The organism is Natrinema hispanicum, assembly GCF_900111485.1.
Taxonomy (GTDB): Archaea; Halobacteriota; Halobacteria; order Halobacteriales; family Natrialbaceae; genus Natrinema; species Natrinema hispanicum_A.
This window is the reverse complement of record NZ_FOIC01000004.1, coordinates 109387-125751: the sequence shown is the minus strand read 5'-3', so window position 1 is coordinate 125751 and position 16365 is coordinate 109387. Positions and strand designations below refer to the sequence as shown.

At 63.6% G+C, this 16365-nt stretch carries 18 protein-coding genes; 13 read left to right on the top strand and 5 right to left on the bottom strand.

Going from position 1 to position 16365, the window contains the following annotated elements:
• Positions 1 to 237: 237 nt before the first annotated feature.
• Positions 238 to 1161, bottom strand: a complete 924-nt coding sequence (locus BSG09_RS05530) for an HhH-GPD family protein (protein WP_092930990.1) — start codon at positions 1159 to 1161, stop codon at positions 238 to 240.
• A gap of 101 nt (positions 1162 to 1262) precedes the next feature.
• Between BSG09_RS05530 and BSG09_RS05525 the strand changes: the two genes are divergently transcribed.
• The 3 genes from BSG09_RS05525 (at position 1263) to BSG09_RS21525 (ending at position 2212) form a co-directional block, all read left to right on the top strand.
• On the top strand, positions 1263 to 1532 hold the full coding sequence (locus BSG09_RS05525) for a hypothetical protein (protein WP_139246187.1): 270 nt from the start codon (positions 1263 to 1265) through the stop codon (positions 1530 to 1532).
• 84 nt (positions 1533 to 1616) lie between these two features.
• Positions 1617 to 1940 (top strand): hypothetical protein, encoded by a 324-nt coding sequence (locus tag BSG09_RS05520; RefSeq protein WP_092930986.1) that lies wholly within the window; start codon positions 1617 to 1619, stop codon positions 1938 to 1940.
• 143 nt (positions 1941 to 2083) lie between these two features.
• Positions 2084 to 2212: a hypothetical protein gene (locus BSG09_RS21525; protein WP_262488508.1), complete on the top strand. Its 129-nt coding sequence runs from the start codon at positions 2084 to 2086 to the stop codon at positions 2210 to 2212.
• A 78-nt stretch (positions 2213 to 2290) separates the two neighbouring features.
• Here BSG09_RS21525 and BSG09_RS05515 read toward each other — a convergent pair whose 3' ends face one another.
• Positions 2291 to 4195, bottom strand: a complete 1905-nt coding sequence (locus BSG09_RS05515; protein ID WP_092930984.1) for a DHH family phosphoesterase — start codon at positions 4193 to 4195, stop codon at positions 2291 to 2293.
• A 124-nt stretch (positions 4196 to 4319) separates the two neighbouring features.
• On the opposite strand from BSG09_RS05515, the gene BSG09_RS05510 reads away from it, so the two are divergent.
• From BSG09_RS05510 to BSG09_RS05500, 3 genes are all read left to right on the top strand, one after another.
• Complete coding sequence (locus BSG09_RS05510) at positions 4320 to 4730, top strand: FAS1-like dehydratase domain-containing protein (protein WP_092930982.1); 411 nt, start codon at positions 4320 to 4322, stop codon at positions 4728 to 4730.
• A gap of 87 nt (positions 4731 to 4817) precedes the next feature.
• Positions 4818 to 5312 (top strand): Mov34/MPN/PAD-1 family protein, encoded by a 495-nt coding sequence (locus BSG09_RS05505; RefSeq protein ID WP_092930981.1) that lies wholly within the window; start codon positions 4818 to 4820, stop codon positions 5310 to 5312.
• A 64-nt stretch (positions 5313 to 5376) separates the two neighbouring features.
• Positions 5377 to 5808, top strand: coding sequence for an FAD synthase family protein (locus BSG09_RS05500; RefSeq protein WP_092931265.1), 432 nt, complete (start codon positions 5377 to 5379; stop codon positions 5806 to 5808).
• An 85-nt stretch (positions 5809 to 5893) separates the two neighbouring features.
• Here BSG09_RS05500 and BSG09_RS21520 read toward each other — a convergent pair whose 3' ends face one another.
• Both BSG09_RS21520 and ilvD read right to left on the bottom strand, forming a co-directional pair.
• Entirely contained in the window at positions 5894 to 6016 is a 123-nt protein-coding gene (locus BSG09_RS21520; protein ID WP_262488509.1) for a hypothetical protein, read from the bottom strand.
• A 145-nt stretch (positions 6017 to 6161) separates the two neighbouring features.
• Entirely contained in the window at positions 6162 to 7889 is a 1728-nt protein-coding gene (ilvD, locus tag BSG09_RS05495; protein ID WP_092930979.1) for a dihydroxy-acid dehydratase, read from the bottom strand.
• A gap of 221 nt (positions 7890 to 8110) precedes the next feature.
• On the opposite strand from ilvD, the gene BSG09_RS05490 reads away from it, so the two are divergent.
• The 6 genes from BSG09_RS05490 (at position 8111) to BSG09_RS05465 (ending at position 13859) form a co-directional block, all read left to right on the top strand.
• Positions 8111 to 9103, top strand: coding sequence for a beta-ribofuranosylaminobenzene 5'-phosphate synthase family protein (locus BSG09_RS05490; RefSeq protein WP_092930977.1), 993 nt, complete (start codon positions 8111 to 8113; stop codon positions 9101 to 9103).
• 93 nt (positions 9104 to 9196) lie between these two features.
• A complete protein-coding gene (locus BSG09_RS05485) occupies positions 9197 to 9526 on the top strand; it encodes a transcription factor S (RefSeq protein WP_092930975.1) in 330 nt (109 codons plus the stop codon).
• Between the two features lie 114 nt (positions 9527 to 9640).
• Positions 9641 to 10372, top strand: coding sequence for a GNAT family N-acetyltransferase (locus BSG09_RS05480; protein WP_092930973.1), 732 nt, complete (start codon positions 9641 to 9643; stop codon positions 10370 to 10372).
• Positions 10373 to 10457: 85 nt separating this feature from the next.
• Positions 10458 to 11723, top strand: coding sequence for a DNA polymerase IV (gene dinB / locus BSG09_RS05475; RefSeq protein ID WP_092930971.1), 1266 nt, complete (start codon positions 10458 to 10460; stop codon positions 11721 to 11723).
• Between the two features lie 129 nt (positions 11724 to 11852).
• Complete coding sequence (locus BSG09_RS05470) at positions 11853 to 13151, top strand: J domain-containing protein (RefSeq protein ID WP_092930969.1); 1299 nt, start codon at positions 11853 to 11855, stop codon at positions 13149 to 13151.
• A gap of 180 nt (positions 13152 to 13331) precedes the next feature.
• A complete protein-coding gene (locus BSG09_RS05465) occupies positions 13332 to 13859 on the top strand; it encodes a helix-turn-helix domain-containing protein (RefSeq protein WP_092930967.1) in 528 nt (175 codons plus the stop codon).
• Between the two features lie 236 nt (positions 13860 to 14095).
• Here BSG09_RS05465 and BSG09_RS20670 read toward each other — a convergent pair whose 3' ends face one another.
• Positions 14096 to 14908 (bottom strand): high-potential iron-sulfur protein, encoded by an 813-nt coding sequence (locus BSG09_RS20670; RefSeq protein ID WP_149782301.1) that lies wholly within the window; start codon positions 14906 to 14908, stop codon positions 14096 to 14098.
• A 174-nt stretch (positions 14909 to 15082) separates the two neighbouring features.
• Between BSG09_RS20670 and BSG09_RS05450 the strand changes: the two genes are divergently transcribed.
• Positions 15083 to 16321: a mandelate racemase/muconate lactonizing enzyme family protein gene (locus tag BSG09_RS05450; protein WP_092930965.1), complete on the top strand. Its 1239-nt coding sequence runs from the start codon at positions 15083 to 15085 to the stop codon at positions 16319 to 16321.
• The last annotated feature ends 44 nt before the right edge of the window (positions 16322 to 16365 follow it).

Sequence of the window (16365 nt, the reverse complement as noted above, 5' to 3'; positions counted from 1 at the left end):
AGGTGTCTTCAGCGGCAGCTGGCTGTCGTTACTCAGTAACGGTGTGTATTCGACTGCTAAATCATACGTAAGGGATCATTTCGAGACTGGTGGGGTGGTTGGTGCTTTATCAACCGTTTTCATTTCCTGTAATTACCAGACACTTACAAGTAGTCCCGTCTCCTTGGTCAGCATAGCCAACGGAAATTGGCTGACAGGGAATACAGGCTATGCGGCGTTTCTTCTCGCTGTAACGGCTTACCGGTGGAGCCGCGCAACGAGACTGGACCCATCGCGGTCGAGTTCGACGAGCCCGTCCGACTCGAGGTCCGCGAGCAGTCCCTCGAGCCACTCGCGGCCGTACTCGCCGTCAGGGGTGTAGTCGACACGAACTCGATGCCCGAGTGTGTCGAGCTCGAGTTCGTCGTACTCCCGGAGCGTGGCGATCACACGGCCCCGGAACTGTCGGCGACTCCCCTCAAAGCTCGGCTGGGTGGGGACGTCTGGTGCGGTGAAATCACCGCTGGTGTAGGAACCACACCACTCGCGCCACGGACAGCCGGCCTCGTCACAGTGTGGGGTTTGCTCACAGGCGACGCCACCGAGTTCCATAATTGCGTTGTTCCAGACCCGCGAGCGCCCTGCGGGCATGAGGTCGCTCGCAGCGTCCTCGAAGGCTCCGTCGTCGTCCGGCACGTCGAAGGCCCGATAGAGCACGCGTTTGACGTTCGTGTCGACGACCGCGTCGCCGTTGTTGAACGCGAAACTCGCCACCGCGTTAGCGGTGTAGGGTCCGACACCCATCAGCTCCTGCAGCTCGTCGGGGGTGTCGGGGAACGACCCATCGTATTCCGCTTCAACCTGCTGGGCAGCCTCGTGGAGGTACTTCGCCCGGTTGTTGTACCCGAGGCTGTGGGCCGTCCAGAACCCCACGACATCCGCGCGGTCGGCCTCGGCCAGATCGGCGGTCGTCGGCCAGCGCTCGAGGAATGCGCCCCAGGCATCGACGACACGGCCGAGCTGGGTCTGCTGGCTCATCACCTCGCTGACGAGGATGGCGTATGGATCGTCAGTCTGCCGCCACGGAAAGTCGCGGTGATCGGCCTCGTACCACGCGATCAGCGCCTCGCGAACCCCCTCGAGATCGTCGGGCAACGCCCACTCCTGGGCCCCTGCTGTCATCGACGGGGGTTGGGCCGTCGGCTGTAAGTGGGTGTCGCAACTCGCCGGACTGAACGTGATGAATCCCCATGATTTTCTCTCGAACAACAGACATCACGACCATGTCCTCGCGATCGCTCGGTCCAACGCTGATCGCCATCGGCATTGTGATCATCGTCGTCCCGTTTCTCGTCATGTTCTTTCTGGCGATCGGTCCCCTCGGCTGGGTGCTCCTTGGCGGCGCTGTCATCGTTCTTGGAATCGTCGTCTCGCTCCGGGAGTCGCCCGGCTACGACGACGTCGACCGCAGCAATCGGATCAACTGCGACGACTGTGGGGCACGGATCGATGCAGACGCCGACACCTGCGAGTACTGCGGGACTGCCCGGTAAACCGGAGCGACGGTAGACACCGCTCCTGTCGCCGTCTGACTCGACCACGAAAGGTCTATCCGGCCCGCACCAGTCCCCTCTCGTATGAGCCTCGACGATTTGACCGACGACGTGACGGACTCCTACTCGAGTATCGGCGGCGAACTAGCCGTCTCGCTCGACCGCGAGACACGCAACGAACTCGCCTTGCTCGAGACGGCCCTCGAGCCCGAGGAAACGGACGAACTCGTCCGCCGGGCGATCCACATGCTCTTTCAGTCGACTGTCGACACCGGCAAACTCGATTTCCAGCTTCGGACGGCCTACGACGTGACCTACGACGAGTATCTGTCCGGAATGACGTTCGAAGAGATGACCGGCGCGGACCAGTATCCGACGATGGACGACGAACGGCGCTATCAGTTCTAACACAGTCGCGGCCACTCACGAGCGGGACGCGATCGGCGTGACGACGTCACCACGTCACGGCATCTCTATGTGTTCTAGGCACAATATATACTTTGGCCAACATAAGAGGTGCGCTTATCAGTACGCGATTCCTCGCGTCGCACATGGCAATCAGTCAACGCTCACCCGACACCGACTACCGCTGTCCCGACTGTTCGGGCGTACTTACAGCCCGATACGACTCGCTGGTCTGTGACGACTGTGGCTACACGCCGCGCCACGGTTCCGACTGACCGATCGCTGAATAACGCGAGCGAACAGCACAGGTACGACGCCGAAAATAGATTTCTGTTGGTCCTGTCCGAACGTCCTTAGTCGTCGATCGGGGCCGCACTCGAGAGCGCTTCGTCGATGTTGGCCTCGGCCATCTTCTCGACTAAGGCGTCGATGACTTCCTCGCGCTTGCCGGAGACGAACTTGATAGAGCCGACGACGAGGTGGCCGCCACCGGAGACGCCGCCGCCTGCGATCTCGGCCTCGAGCTCAGAGACCATGTTGGGAATGTCGAGGCGAACGCCGTCACTGCGAAGCACGGCGAAGTCCGGGCCGTAGCCGACCGTGATGACCGGATCGCCGGTCTCCTCGATCTTGCGGTCGTGGATCTCGCCGGTCGTCTTCCCCGGTGCGGGGTAGGTAAACCGGTGGGCGTAGTTCTCGACGTCGATCCGGTAGAGGTGCGCGCCGTTGTCGAGCGTCTCGTGCTCGAGATGTGGCATTGCCGCATCGAGCTGTTCGTCGACTTCCTCGCGGCCGCGCTCGGCGAAGAACTCGACGAGTTCGCGGTGGCGCGCTTCGTCGCCGTTGGCGATCTGAAGCAGGTCTTCGATCAGCTGATCGCCGGAGTTGTAGCGCAGCCAGAAGGCGGCGTAGTCGAGTGCCTCGCTGACGTCCTGGAGGCGGTCCTCGTCGTATCCTTCCTCGGCGGCGAGTGCGAGGTAGTCGTCCATCGCATCGGCCTTCGAGCGGTCCGAGATGCCGGCGACGGCGGGAATGTGACGAAGCTCGTCGGTGAGATCAGGGTAGATCATCCGTGCGAGTTCGACACAGAGCATGCCCGTCGTGATCCGGTAGTCCTCGTCGTGGAGATACGGGTTGACGTGGGCGTCGAGTAAGTCCTCAACAGCGTCGGGGTCGGGGTGGTGGTGGTCGACGACCGCGATCGGGATGTCGTAGTGTGCCAGCGTCTCGTAAGCCGGGACGTCCTCGGCCGTCGAGCCGTTGTCCAGCATGAGCAAGAGGGGTAGCTGCTGGCCGTGTTTCTCGCGATCCTCGAGCGCGAAGTTCAGGTCGCGCGTCGCGTCTTCCATCTCGTAGAACGGCGCTTTCGCGGGCAGGCGCTTGATGAGGTGCCGTGGCGCGTCCTCGTCCTCGTGGACATCGGCGATAAAGCGCTCGAGGGCGATCTGGACGGGAACGGCGGCACACATCCCGTCGCCGTCGGCGTGGTGGCGCACGCGGATGGGACGTCCCTCAAGGACCGTCCGGCGGAGCAGTCGGGCGACTTCTTCGAGGCTCGGCCGCAGCTTCTCGAAGGCTGGCCAGTCGATCAGCGGGGCGACCTCGTGGGGTTCGGCGCGGGCTTCGAGCGCTTCTTCGAGTCGCTCACGCGCTTCCTCGGCGTCCTCGCCCTCGAGTTTCGAGAGTCCCTCGACTTCGACCTGGACCGAGTCTTCGCGGTGTTCGGGCGTGCCGGTGATGCGAACGACGTCGCCGATCTCGATGGCGGGGTAGGCACGAACGCCGGCCTCCTCGAATGCGGCACAGGGGACAACGCCGTTTTCGTCGGAAACGTGGAAGATGGTCGGGCCGCCGGTCTGTTTGACCTGCGTGACCTCGCCTTCGAGGTGAATCTGTTCGCCGAGGTTGTCCTCGAGACGGTGAGTGCCGGTCAGCGAGTAGTCGTGGCCGACTTCTTCGACCGAGTAGTCGTCGATATCGACGGGTTCGAAGGCCATGTCGCCGTTTTCCCGGACGCTCTCGAGTTCGACGACGAGTTCGTCGCCGACGGCGAAGGTGCCCTCGAGGACGGACTCGTGGACGAGTCCGGAGACGGAATCGGAGAGATCGACGAAGACGCCGTAGTCGACGATACCGTTGATTTCGGCGAGGTAGGGACGGTCTGTTTCGACGTCATCGGCGGTACAGTCAGGAGCGAGATCGTAGACGACGGAATCCCCGTCGTCTGCGCCGGGTTCCCCGGCGGAGTCACGTGTCATCTTAGTCTGCCGGTTGGAGGCGGTCGCGTATAACCCTTGTCAAGAAGCTATCGTGGCTCGAGTCGCCGTTCTCGACGTCGTGTTGAACAGTAGCTACAAGGGCACCCGTCGGGACCATCCGTGCATGGATGTCTCACACCCGCCCGAAGCGGGCGACGAGTACACGTTCGAACGGACGTTCGGCCACGAGGACGTCCGCGAGTTCGGCGAGCTCTCGGGCGACCAGCAGCCGATTCACACCGAACCTGACGAGCTGGGTCGGTTGACCGTCCAGGGACTGCTGACCGCGACGCTGCCAACGAAGATCGGCGGTGCCCTCCGCTATCTCGCACGCAGCATGACCTTCGAGTTCGTCCAGCCGGTCTACACCGGCGAGCGGATCACCTGTACGGTACGTCTCGAGTCGGTGACCGAACGCGACGGCTACTACGACGTAGAGAGCGCGGCGGTCTGTACTGACGAGCGCGACGAGGTGGTGTTGCGTGGCGAGATCGACGGGCTCATTCCGATGGACGCCGCTTCCGAGGCGGCGTAGGCCACGCGGTTTGTCCCTCCACAGCAAACAGGGACGGGAGCCAGCGGCATCGGAACGTTTAGCACTCGCAAAGCCCCAGTGAGAGACATGGGGCTGTTCGACGCGCTGTTTCGCTCGAGCGAGATCCTCGGCATCGCCGAGGAAACCCTCGAGTTCGCCCTCGAGTCCTCCGAGGAGACACACCCAAACGAGTACATGGGATTTCTCCGGGGGACCGAGGCCAAGCAGCTGGATCTTGACCGGGACGGGCTGGTCATTACGGACATCCTCGTGGTGCCCGGCACCGAGACAAATAGCGTCAGCGCGACGGTCAAGACGAACCAGATTCCAAACGACGTGAAGGCACTGGGAAGTATTCATTCCCATCCTAACGGCGTGATCAGCCCGAGCAGCGCGGATCTGGACACGTTCGGTCGGGGCAGCGTTCACGTCATCATCGGCGCGCCCTACCGCCGAACGGACTGGAAAGCCTTCGACTCACAGGGCAAGCCAACCCAGTTGAATATCCTCGACGTCGACTTACCCGAGACCGAGGACTTCTTCGATTTCACGCAGGCGGATATCGACGAGGAACTGCGATGATGAGATCTTGTATGCTCGAGACGATGCCATCCCGACCGACGACGGAATCGAGAGTGAGACAGCCATGACGCGAACGGTTATCGCACAGGGGACCTTCGACATCCTTCACCCCGGTCACGTCCACTATCTGGAGGAGGCAGCTGCGATGGGCGATGAACTGTACGTTATCGTCGCTCGCAAGGCGAACGTCGACCACAAGGCAAAACCCATCTGTCCTGCGACACAGCGACGCGACGTCGTCGACGCACTCGAAGCCGTCGACGAGGCCATCCTCGGCCACGAGGAAGACATCTTCGTCCCGATCGAGGAACTCGATCCCGACGTGATCGCACTCGGTCACGACCAACACCACGACGACGAGGCGATCCGCTCGGAACTCGAGGCGCGTGGCATCGACTGTGCGGTTCGCAGAGCGAGCACCGGCGAGCCAAGCGACGACGACCAGTTGCTCTCGACGCGGCTGATCATCGATCGGATCCTCGAGCGACGGGGCTAGGATCGAGAGAGTCGTCTCGAGAGACGCCGATCGAGACCTCTTACACGGTACCGCCAGCTATCGAGTCCGGCAGGTCTCTTCCACGTCAATTTTGCAGGACGATCGGTGGCGGCAACCGGATCGAGTCGACGGTGTGTCCCGTTTCAACGAAGTGTTCGATCGCCTTCTCGGAAATCTCCTCCTCGGTGTAGCCGTCGGCAGTGCTCATCTGCCAGTCGCACTCGAGACAATACTTGAACATGCGTCTGTCTACCAGAGAGTCGTTCACAGGGGCGGGAAAGACCCGTGCAGGAAATCGAAGGGGACGGCGCTGGCCGGGCCCCGAAACGAAAGATTTCGCTTGCGGCTGCCGACTAGTCGTCTTTGACGCCGGGGTTGGTCACCGCGCCGTTTTCCGCCGAGCCGAAGTCACGGCCGAACTTCGCCAAGACGCCGGTCTTGTAGTTGGGCTCGGGCTGGTCCCACTCCTCGCGACGGGCCTCGAGTTCCTCGTCGGAGAGATCGACCTCGAGTGTGCGGTCTTCGATATCGATCGTGATCACGTCGCCGTCTTCGATGAGGCCGATCGGGCCGCCGACGAACGCCTCGGGGGCGACGTGGCCGATCGAGAATCCACGCGTCGCACCGGAGAAGCGCCCGTCGGTGATGAGCGCGACGTCCTCGGCGTGACCCTGCCCGGCGACCGCGCTCGTGACGCCCAGCATCTCGCGCATGCCGGGGCCGCCCTGTGGGCCCTCGTTGCGGATGACGATCACGTCGCCGGTTTCGACGTGACCCTCCTGGACGTACTGCATGGCGTTTTCTTCGTCCTCGAAGACGCGGACGGGCCCTTCGTGGTGGAGGTCGTCGTCGCCAGTCACCTTAAGGACGGAGCCGCCGGGCGCGAGGTTGCCCGTCAGGATGCGGATGGCTCCCTGCTCGTCTTTGGGCTCGTCGACGGTATAAAGGAAGTCGACGTCGAGTTCCTCGATCGACGGTGGGTCGAGACGCTCGAGTTCCTCGCCGATCGTGTTCCCCGTGACCGTCAGCGCGTCGCCGTGGAGGAGGTCGGCCTCGTAGAGGGCGTTTAAGACGACCGGAACGCCGCCGACTTCATGGAGGTCGTTCATCACCCGCTGGCCGCCGGGCTGAAGGTCGGCGATCTTCGGGGTGCGCTGGCTGACCTCGTCGAATTCCTCGATATCGAGATCGACGCCGGCTTCGGCGGCCATCGCCAGCAGGTGGAGAACGGCGTTGGTCGAGCCGCCGACGGCGACCTGCAGCGCGATGGCGTTCTCGAAGGACTTCTTGGTGAGGAAATCGGAGGGCTTGCGCTGTTCTTCGACGACCTCGACGGCCAGTTCGCCGGCCTCGCGGGCGACATCGTAGCGTGACTCGGCCTCGGCGGGCGGACTGGCGCTGCCGAGCGGCGAAAAGCCGAGCGCCTCCGAGATCGAGGCCATCGTGTTGGCGGTGAACATCCCGCCACACGATCCCGCGCCGGGACAGGCGTGGCGCTCCATCTCGTCGAGTTCTTCATTGGACATCTCGCCGTCGGCGACGGCTCCAACACCCTCGAAGACGTTCTGGACGGTGACCTCGCGGCCCTCGTGCTCGCCGGGCATGATCGATCCACCGTAGAGGAAGACTGAAGGGAGGTCTGTCCGGATCGAGGCCATCATCATTCCGGGCATGTTCTTGTCACAGCCACCGATGGTGACCAGCCCGTCCATGCGTTCGCCAAAAGAGACGAGTTCGACGGAGTCGGCGATCATCTCGCGGGAGATCAGCGAAGCCTTCATCCCTTCCGTCCCCATCGAGATCGCATCCGAAATCGTGATCGTCCCGAACTCGATAGGCATGCCGCCGGCTTCGTCGATTCCGGTAAGCGCCGAGTCGGCGACGTCGTCCAAGTGAACGTTACACGGCGTGATGTCCGCTGCCGGGTTCGGCACGCCGATCATCGGCGCGCCGAAGTCCTCGTCGTCGAATCCCATCGCACGGAACATCGCGCGGTGTGGGGCCTTTTCTGCACCCTCAGTCACCTCGCGGCTCCGTAACTCCTCGTCTTTGCCGTAGTCGAACTCGCTATCGCCGCTCATAGTCAGACCTTACGTTGAAAGGCCATAAGTCACCCCTTCTCGGTCAGCCCCTCCCAAGCAGCGGTTCGGCCGAACCCGTTCGAATCGATACCCGGGGATGTCGTTCGTAGCGCCACCCCCTGTCGACTGGCCGACGAGTCATCGTCAGATCGACAACACTCGTTGCCACCGTCGAAACCCCCTTCCCGAGGGCCTCCATAGCCGGGAGCAAGAGACCGATCATGACGACCGCGACCGTCAGCGTGGGCGCACGACTCCACGTTGGCTTCCAGAACCTCTCGCTCGCCCGCGAGCGACTCTACGGCGGCATCGGCGTCGCTCTCGAGGAGCCGCGGGTAACCGTCATCGCCGAACCGGCCACCGACATCAGGACCGACGACGAGTTGGTCGGCCGGTACGCCCGTCGGGCCGTCGACGTGCTCTCCGTTCCCGGCGTCGCGGTCACGCTCGAGGAATCGCTGCCACGCCACGTCGGCCTGGGCAGCGGCACCCAGCTGGCACTCGCCGTGTTGACGGCGACGGCGCACGCCCACGGTCTCGAGGCACGCGTCCGCGAGCACGCGCCGGCGATGGGCCGGGGCGGCCGCAGCGGTGTCGGTGTCGCCACCTTCGAGGACGGTGGATTCGTCGTCGACGCTGGCCACCCGACGGCTCGGTTTACGACCGAGCCGCCGGCCGAAGGTGACTGGACGGTCCCGCCGGTCGTCGCCCGCCACGACCTGCCCACGGAGTGGCGCTTTCTCGTCGTCGTCCCCGACGCAGACTCTGGCCGCAGCGGCGACGACGAGGACGCAAGTATGCGCGCGGTCGTCGAACGCGCCGACCCCGCCGTGGCAGACGAGATTGCCGGCGTTGTCACCCGGAAACTGCTGCCCGCCGCTGCGGCGGGCCGGCTCGAGGCTTTCGGCGAGGCGATCGCCGAAATCGGTCGCAAAAACGGCGTCTGGTACACCGACGCGCAAGGTGGCGTCTTCCGACCGCCCGCAGGCGCACTCGTCGAATCGCTCGAGAGTTGTCCGGTGCTGTCGGGCATCGGCCAGTCGTCGTGGGGACCGGTCGTCTACGGTGTCACCGACGTCGCCCACGCCGCAGAAGCCGAGGCCGCGGCACGAGACGCACTCGCCGCCCACGGACTCGAAGGACGGGTTATCCTCGCGGAACCGGCACGACACGGGGCTTGGGTTTGCACGGACGGCGATCGAAGGCAGGCGTGACCGATCCGCTGTGAGGTGTGTTCGGGACGGCCTGACGCGACCGGCTCGATCGAAGTGGGGTCTTTTTGCGTGCCGAGTTCGTAGGCCCACGATATGCAGTTTTGCGACGATTGCGGCTCGATGATGAAAGCCCAGGGCGACCGCATGGTCTGTACGAACGACGAGTGTGGGGCCTCGAGCGAACGGGACCGCGAGCAGGAAGACGCGTTCGTCACGACCGAGTCACAGACCGACGGCGACGTGATCGAATCCGACGAGAACGCGAACTTCGAGGGGAAACCGAAGGCGACCGACGTTATCTGCGACGAGTGTGGTAACGAGGAAGCGTGGTACACCCTCAAACAGACCGCCTCGGCAGACGAGCCGCCGACGCGGTTCTTCAAGTGTACCGAGTGCGGCAAGAAGTGGCGCGGCTATAATTAACACTGGCTTTGCAGCAGCTTCAGCTACTAGTGGCGATAGCAGATCGCTCGACGATCGGTTAGGGACACGGTACCAATACACAAGGAATAAGCAGTGGGTCTTCATACAGTGCGTATGGACGCGATAGATCGGCCGACGTTTGCGTCTGAAGACAGCAGGCGAATTTACGAGTACGTCGAACGACACGGGACTGTCGAACGGCACAAACTCCGTGACGTCGTCTCGCTTCCGTCCGAGGAGTTTCAGGACCGTCTCGAGGAGTTGAAAACTGACGGGTATCTCGAAGAGGAAGGCGGCACGTTCCGGATCGCACTCGAGTTCGGGGCAATCGAAAAACACGACTTAGGCGAGTTCACCGTCACCGTTCGGCCCGCACGCCAGCGAGACTTCGACGGCCTCATCGAGACCATCCGTGACGTCACCGCGGAGGAGACCTACGTCGTCGCCGAGACGATTGCCGAGCAACTGCTGCACGAACATACCGTCAGCAGACATAACGCGGTAGAATCCCGGGTATTCTTCGTCGCGACCGTCGACGGCGACGTCGTCGGCTGGACCCACCTGGATCTCCATCAGGTCGATCCGGTTCGCGAAGTCGCCCAACAGACCGTCGGCGTCCGCGAAGCCTACCGGGGCCACGGCATCGGGAGCACGCTCTTACAGCGGGGGATCGAGTGGGCCGAAGCCAACGGCTACCGCAAAGTCTACAATAGTGTGCCGGTCGTCAACGACGGCGCACTCGAGTTCCTGACTGCACACGGGTGGAACACCGAGGCGATCCGCAAGGACCACTACACGATCGACGACGAGTACGTCGACGAAGTGATGATGGCCTACGAGCTGTAGCCGCCATCCCCGCGAGCGTCCCGTCGATCGATCCCGCGTCGGGCGCAACGTTCACGTCGGTTCGCACGAATCGACGGGTAGACGAATGTCCGATGGCCCGCGGTTGCCGGGCGTCGAACGCGAGGACGATGAGGACCGTATCGTCTGTCACGTCGACGCTGACTGTTTCTATGCTTCCTGTGAGCGATTGCGCGAGCCCGACCTCCGCGGCGAGCCTCTCGTCGTCGGCATGGGCTACGAGCCGGGCGAAACAGTCGGCGCGGTCGCCACCGCCAGCTACGAGGCTCGTGAGTTCGGCGTCGAGAGTGCACAGGCCATCTCGACGGCCTTAGAGCGACTGCCCAGACGCGCAGCGGACGAGGCCGGCGAGCTGGCCGACGAGCTCGAGCGCGGGGAGACCGGCTACTACAGGCCCGTCGACATGGACTACTACGAGTCGGTCGCGGCCGACGTCCGCGAAATCCTCCACGACTGTGCTGACGTGGTCCGCGAGGTCAGCATCGACGAGGCCTACCTCGACGTGACCGATCGCACGGCCTGGGAGGTCGCCGACGGCTTCGCCCGTCACATCAAGGATCGCATTCGCCGGGAGGTCGGCGTGACCGTCAGCGTTGGCGTCGCACCGACGATGAGCGCGGCCAAGATCGCCAGCGACTTCGACAAACCCGACGGGCTGACGGTCGTCCGGCCAGGCGAACTGCGGGACTTTCTCGAGCCGCTCGCGGTCGACTTGCTCCACGGCGTTGGCCCTGTAACTGCCCGCGAGCTTCGGGAGATGGGGCTGGAGACGGCCGGCGACGTCGCCGCGGCCGATCCGGTGCCGCTGGTCGAGCGCTTTGGCGAGCGCGGCCGGGAGCTATACGACCGCGCCCGCGGTGAGGACGACCGTCGGGTCGAGCCGAAAGGCGACCCCAAGAGCTTCTCGCGGGAGTCGGCCTTCGCCGAGCCGGTCACGGAGCCGACCCCGAAGTACGACCAGATCGAGACGCTCGCGGCGGCTGTCGCGGATCGCGCACAGCGAGAAGGCGCGCTCTACCGGACGATCGGCGTCAAAGCCGTCACGCCGCCGTACGACGTCAACACGCGCGAGCGATCGCTGCCCGGCCCGGTCGACGATCCCGAACTCGTCGACCGGATCGCTCGCGACCTCTTTGCCGAGTTCGAGGCCGAACCCGTCCGCAAACTCGGCGTTCGCGTGGCCAACCTCGAGTTCGCGGCCGCCGACCAGACCAGCCTCGAGAGCTGGGAACGAAACGGGGACGAGCCTGTGCCGAGCAGTGAGCCGTCCGGGGAGACTGCAACGAGCGACGAGCACGTGGCCGAACAGTCGTCGCTGACCGATTTTTCGTGAGAGTCACCACGCTGTCGCCTGTCCGATCGCGTTCGAGTGAGACGGACAGGAATCCGAACCAAATCGAACATTGAAATTATAACCCATGGCCAATAATCAGGGGACAGACGACAGCATCTCTACGCTCACATGACAGAGGACTTCTACGACCTTCTCGAGATCTCTCCTGACGCCTCTCAGGACGAGATCAAAGACGCCTATCGCGAACAGGTTCGGGTCTATCATCCCGACCTGAACGACGACGACCGTGCACAGGCCCAGTTCACCGCGGTCAAAACCGCCTACGATATTCTCGGTGATCCGGTCGAACGACAGGCCTACGACCGACTCGGTCACAAAGACTACGTCGCCAAACGGACCAGCGGCCTGCCCTCGCCCGACGTCTGGAAAAGCAACGATGGAGACGACGAGGAAACCGACGGGACGGAACTGAACTATTCGGAATCGGAGACGAAATCGGCCGCCGAAGCGACGGCCGGGTCCGGAACGGCTGGCTCGAGCGCGAGCGCGTCGAATCGCTCGTCGACCGCAACCGCTGGTGCGACCGGCTCGACAACGACCGGCACCGCCAGCGCGAGTACGACCGGCACTGCACAGCGTACCGCGAGCGCAACCGAAACGGGGACCGGGACCGCCGGAGGGAGTGACACGGGGACGGCCGGACGGACGACGAGTGCCGCAGGCGAAACGACGCGCGGAACCGGCGACTCGAGCGAGAGAGACACCCAGACCGGCGCACGGTCGGAGACGGCCGGCAACCCCGTCATTCGCTGGTGGCGTCGGCAGAATCTCTCGTTGCCGCTGCTCTGGCTGTCGCTGTTCGTCTACGTCGGTGGCCTCGGTCACTTCGCGCTCGCGAACGAATCGACACTTGCAACCCTTTGGGCCGACGTACGCGCGCTCGGGGCGGATCCATCGGGGATCTTGGCGTTGCTCTCGGCGAGTCGCCACGGACTCGAGACGACCGTGGCGTTCGTCCAGGGTGTCGAGATCGTGGCGTCGCCGCTCGAACCAACGCTGTGGTACGCCGCGTTAGCGGGTGTGGTCGCGCTCGCGGTAGCTGCGCTGCTCGTAACGCGCATCGTCCGCCGGGAGAACCCGTGGGGAGCAGTGACGATCGACGAGACGGTCGTCGTCGCGCTCGCGGTGGGAGTGGCGACGACGCTGGTCGGCGGGCCACTGCTCGCAGGAGCGGTTCTCATGCCGCTGTTGTTCGGCGTGATCGTCCGCCACACGAGGCGACTACCCGGCTGGACGCCGTCGTATTTGTACGTCGTGCCCGTACTCGCCCCGGCCGCGGGGTTCGTCGCTGCGACAGTGGACGCGGCCTCGCTGCCCGTCGACCTCGCCGCGTTCGTTTTCGTTCCGCTGTTCGGCGGGCTGGTGCTGCCGGTGCGAGCGACGATCCGGAAACACTTCGGTCGCTGAGACGGGCGCTGTCACTGTCTCCCGGCAGCCCACACGACAGGTCACGGGTGCGCCGACACTGACCGACAGCGGTCCATCGGAAGTCAGGAATTCGCGGGCTCGAGCGACGCTCGCGGGCCGATCCCGCCGGGCAGTTCTCCGTACCGAACGGTTAAAATGCGACAGGGGTCAATGTGTCGCATGGCCAAATATTCGACCGGTTCGTCCGGCGGCGGTGGCGGGACGAACTGTGAACTCTGTGGTGCCGAGAGCGACTCGCTTCGGCTCGCGTCGGTCGCGGGAGCCGAACTCGAGGTCTGTCCGGACTGTGCACCACACGACGATTCGCAGACCCACGGCCGGGACCGAACGCGAAGCGAGGGGAACGCGAGCGATCGTCGCTCGAGTGACGAGCCAAGTCGCAAACAGAAGGCTGCCCAGAACGTCGCGAAAGCGAACCCGGTCTGGGACGAAGACTCCGAACACTGGGAGAGCGAAGGGACGAATTATGACGACGATCCACTCCCATATCTCGTCTCGGGCTACGGCGAGGCCGTCGTCGAGGCTCGCCGGGAGGCCGGCCTCCAGCGTGCAGAACTCGCCGAGGAACTCGACGCACCGGAGACGGACATCCTCGCCGTCGAACAGGGTCGTGCAACCCAGGCCGGCATCGGTGGCGGCCTGATCACGGCGCTCGAGGAGCGACTCGACGTGACGCTGTCGGAGTAACAACTAAATTTCGGCTGTCGTGATAGTCATGGCGAGCAGACTTTTACTGGTGGACGACAGACTGTGACTGATGGCCGGGCAACGGGCGGCAGCGGAGCCGTACGCCACGCGGTTCGAGACCGAAGTGACGTCGATCGACGGCCGGCGACGAACTCGAGGACGTGTAAGTGCCGCTGGAATGTCGGACCTGACTCCGGATCGCTCGAGGGGAGAGTCAATCGAACCGGTCGCCACTGTCAAGTTTCTTCACTAATTTGTTCCCAGAGGCTACACCAGTCTTCGACTGCGACGTAGCCTTCGACTTTCGCACAGGCACCCCACGTATCTCCGTTCTGATCGGTAATGAACTCCGCACAGTTCCCACAGGATTGACCTGGGGGTGCCGTTTCCGCTGCGATCGCCTCGACGGACTCTATGAAGTTCACGTCCGCTTGTGTCTGCAGGTCGTCGGGATCACGCTGCTCACCGGCCTGCGAGGACGCCGTTCGGTACTCGTCCGGAACCGCAGCCGTGGCCAATTCGTCTTCGGATAGCCCGTCTGGAACCGACCGTTCGGGCAGTTCCTCGTAGATCGTACACCAATCTGCGCCGTCGATGTAGCCTTCGACCTCCGCGCAGGCACCGAACGTGTCGCCGTTCTTATCGGGGATGTAGTCGGCACAGTTCGCACAGCACATGCCCGGCTCGTGTGACGAGTAGTCACCAGCTTCGTCGTACTCCGAGAAGTCGACAGCCGCTTTCGGGGTCAGGTCGTCGGGATCTCGTTTTTCGTCACCGAGCGACAGCGCCGTCCGGTATTCTTCCGGCACCGGGCCGCGTTCGAACTCCGCTTCTGAGACGCCTTCTGGGAGTTCTTCCTCGGCTTCCGAATCTTCCTCTCCGTTTTCGTCTGTCCTGCCCTCACCGCGATCACCATTGCCCGTGTCATCGACACATCCGCTCAACCACACGATTCCTGCGGTGCTGCCAGCAGTGGCAGCGAGATACGCCCGCCGATTCCACTCGTCGATGTCGTCAGGCCACCGCCCAGGTGTGTTATCACCCACCATGGGGATTATATCTCTCCTGCGACAATAAATGACAAGGGTACATACATCCGATTGTGACCTTCCGGCCGGCGTGTACCCCGTGTTTCCCGGCAGTAGTTTCTGCTCGGATACGTGTGGGTCACCTTGCTTACGGAGGGTGGAAACTATTACTATCTTAGGAGTGAACGGCAACCCATGGGCATCGACTACTCACAGCTCCACGACCCGAACGCCGAGTACACGATGCGGGATCTCTCGAGCGAGACGATGGGGGTCACAAACGAACGCGGGCAGGGCCGGGACGTCGAGATCACCGACGTCCAGACGACGATGGTCGATGGCAACTTCCCGTGGACGCTCGTACGAATCTACACCGACGCGGGAATCACCGGCACCGGCGAGGCCTACTGGGGTGCCGGCGCGCCGGAACTGATCGAGCGGATGAAAGCCTTTCTGCAGGGCGAAAACCCGCTCGACATCGACCGGTTGACTGAACACCTCATTCAGAAGATGTCTGGCGAGGGCTCGGTCGGTGGTGTCACAGTGACGGCGATTTCGGGTATCGAGATCGCGTTGCACGACCTGGCCGGGAAGATCCTCGAGCTCCCGGCCTACCAACTGCTGGGCGGCAAGTACCGCGACGAGGTACGCGTGTACTGCGACTGCCACACGGAAGAGGAAGCGGATCCGATCGCCTGTGCGGACGAAGCCGAGCGCGTCGTCGAGGAACTGGGCTACGATGCCCTGAAATTCGACCTTGACGTGCCAAGCGGCCACGAGAAAGACCGCGCCAACCGCCATCTTCGCCCTGCCGAGATCGAACACAAGGCGTCGATCGTCGAGGCAGTCACCGAACGCGTCGGCCACCGCGCCGATGTCGCCTTCGACTGTCACTGGACGTTCTCGGCGGGCAGCGCCAAACGGCTGGCAAAGCGTTTGGAGGAGTACGACGTCTGGTGGCTCGAGGACCCGGTGCCCCCCGAGAACCACGACGTGCAACGTGAGGTGTCACAGTCGACGACGACGCCGATCACCGTCGGCGAGAACGTCTACCGAACCCATGGCCAGCGCCGACTGATCGAAGAGCAGGCCGTCGATATCATCGCGCCGGACATGCCCAAGGTCGGCGGGATGCGTGAGACCCGGAAGATCGCCGATCTGGCGGACCTCTACTACGTTCCGGTCGCAATGCACAACGTCGCCTCGCCGGTCGCGACGGTCGCAAGCGCTCACGTCGGCGCAGCGATCTCGAACGCACTGGCAGTTGAATACCATTCCTACGAACTCGGCTGGTGGGCGGATTTGGTCGAGGAAGACGTCATCGAGGACGGCTACATCGAGATTCCAGAATCTCCCGGACTTGGCGTCACGCTCGATATGGACGCCGTCGAAGCGCACATGGTCGACGGCGAGGAGCTCTTCGACGAAGTATAGGTCTCGAGCCACGCCTCGAGCGCCGGTCGATCACGCGTCGGCCG

Coding starts and splice junctions, on each gene's coding strand:
- BSG09_RS05505 (WP_092930981.1), top strand. CDS start 4,818: ATGGGGCTGTTCGACGCGCTGTTTCGCTCGAGCGAGATCCTCGGCATC.
- ilvD (WP_092930979.1), bottom strand. CDS start 7,889: ATGAGCGGCGATAGCGAGTTCGACTACGGCAAAGACGAGGAGTTACGG.
- BSG09_RS05525 (WP_139246187.1), top strand. CDS start 1,263: ATGTCCTCGCGATCGCTCGGTCCAACGCTGATCGCCATCGGCATTGTG.
- BSG09_RS05490 (WP_092930977.1), top strand. CDS start 8,111: ATGACGACCGCGACCGTCAGCGTGGGCGCACGACTCCACGTTGGCTTC.
- BSG09_RS05485 (WP_092930975.1), top strand. CDS start 9,197: ATGCAGTTTTGCGACGATTGCGGCTCGATGATGAAAGCCCAGGGCGAC.
- dinB (WP_092930971.1), top strand. CDS start 10,458: ATGTCCGATGGCCCGCGGTTGCCGGGCGTCGAACGCGAGGACGATGAG.
- BSG09_RS05480 (WP_092930973.1), top strand. CDS start 9,641: ATGGACGCGATAGATCGGCCGACGTTTGCGTCTGAAGACAGCAGGCGA.
- BSG09_RS05530 (WP_092930990.1), bottom strand. CDS start 1,161: ATGACAGCAGGGGCCCAGGAGTGGGCGTTGCCCGACGATCTCGAGGGG.
- BSG09_RS05510 (WP_092930982.1), top strand. CDS start 4,320: ATGGATGTCTCACACCCGCCCGAAGCGGGCGACGAGTACACGTTCGAA.
- BSG09_RS05520 (WP_092930986.1), top strand. CDS start 1,617: ATGAGCCTCGACGATTTGACCGACGACGTGACGGACTCCTACTCGAGT.
- BSG09_RS20670 (WP_149782301.1), bottom strand. CDS start 14,908: ATGGTGGGTGATAACACACCTGGGCGGTGGCCTGACGACATCGACGAG.
- BSG09_RS05515 (WP_092930984.1), bottom strand. CDS start 4,195: ATGACACGTGACTCCGCCGGGGAACCCGGCGCAGACGACGGGGATTCC.
- BSG09_RS05465 (WP_092930967.1), top strand. CDS start 13,332: ATGGCCAAATATTCGACCGGTTCGTCCGGCGGCGGTGGCGGGACGAAC.
- BSG09_RS05500 (WP_092931265.1), top strand. CDS start 5,377: ATGACGCGAACGGTTATCGCACAGGGGACCTTCGACATCCTTCACCCC.
- BSG09_RS21525 (WP_262488508.1), top strand. CDS start 2,084: ATGGCAATCAGTCAACGCTCACCCGACACCGACTACCGCTGTCCCGAC.
- BSG09_RS05450 (WP_092930965.1), top strand. CDS start 15,083: ATGGGCATCGACTACTCACAGCTCCACGACCCGAACGCCGAGTACACG.
- BSG09_RS21520 (WP_262488509.1), bottom strand. CDS start 6,016: ATGAGCACTGCCGACGGCTACACCGAGGAGGAGATTTCCGAGAAGGCG.
- BSG09_RS05470 (WP_092930969.1), top strand. CDS start 11,853: ATGACAGAGGACTTCTACGACCTTCTCGAGATCTCTCCTGACGCCTCT.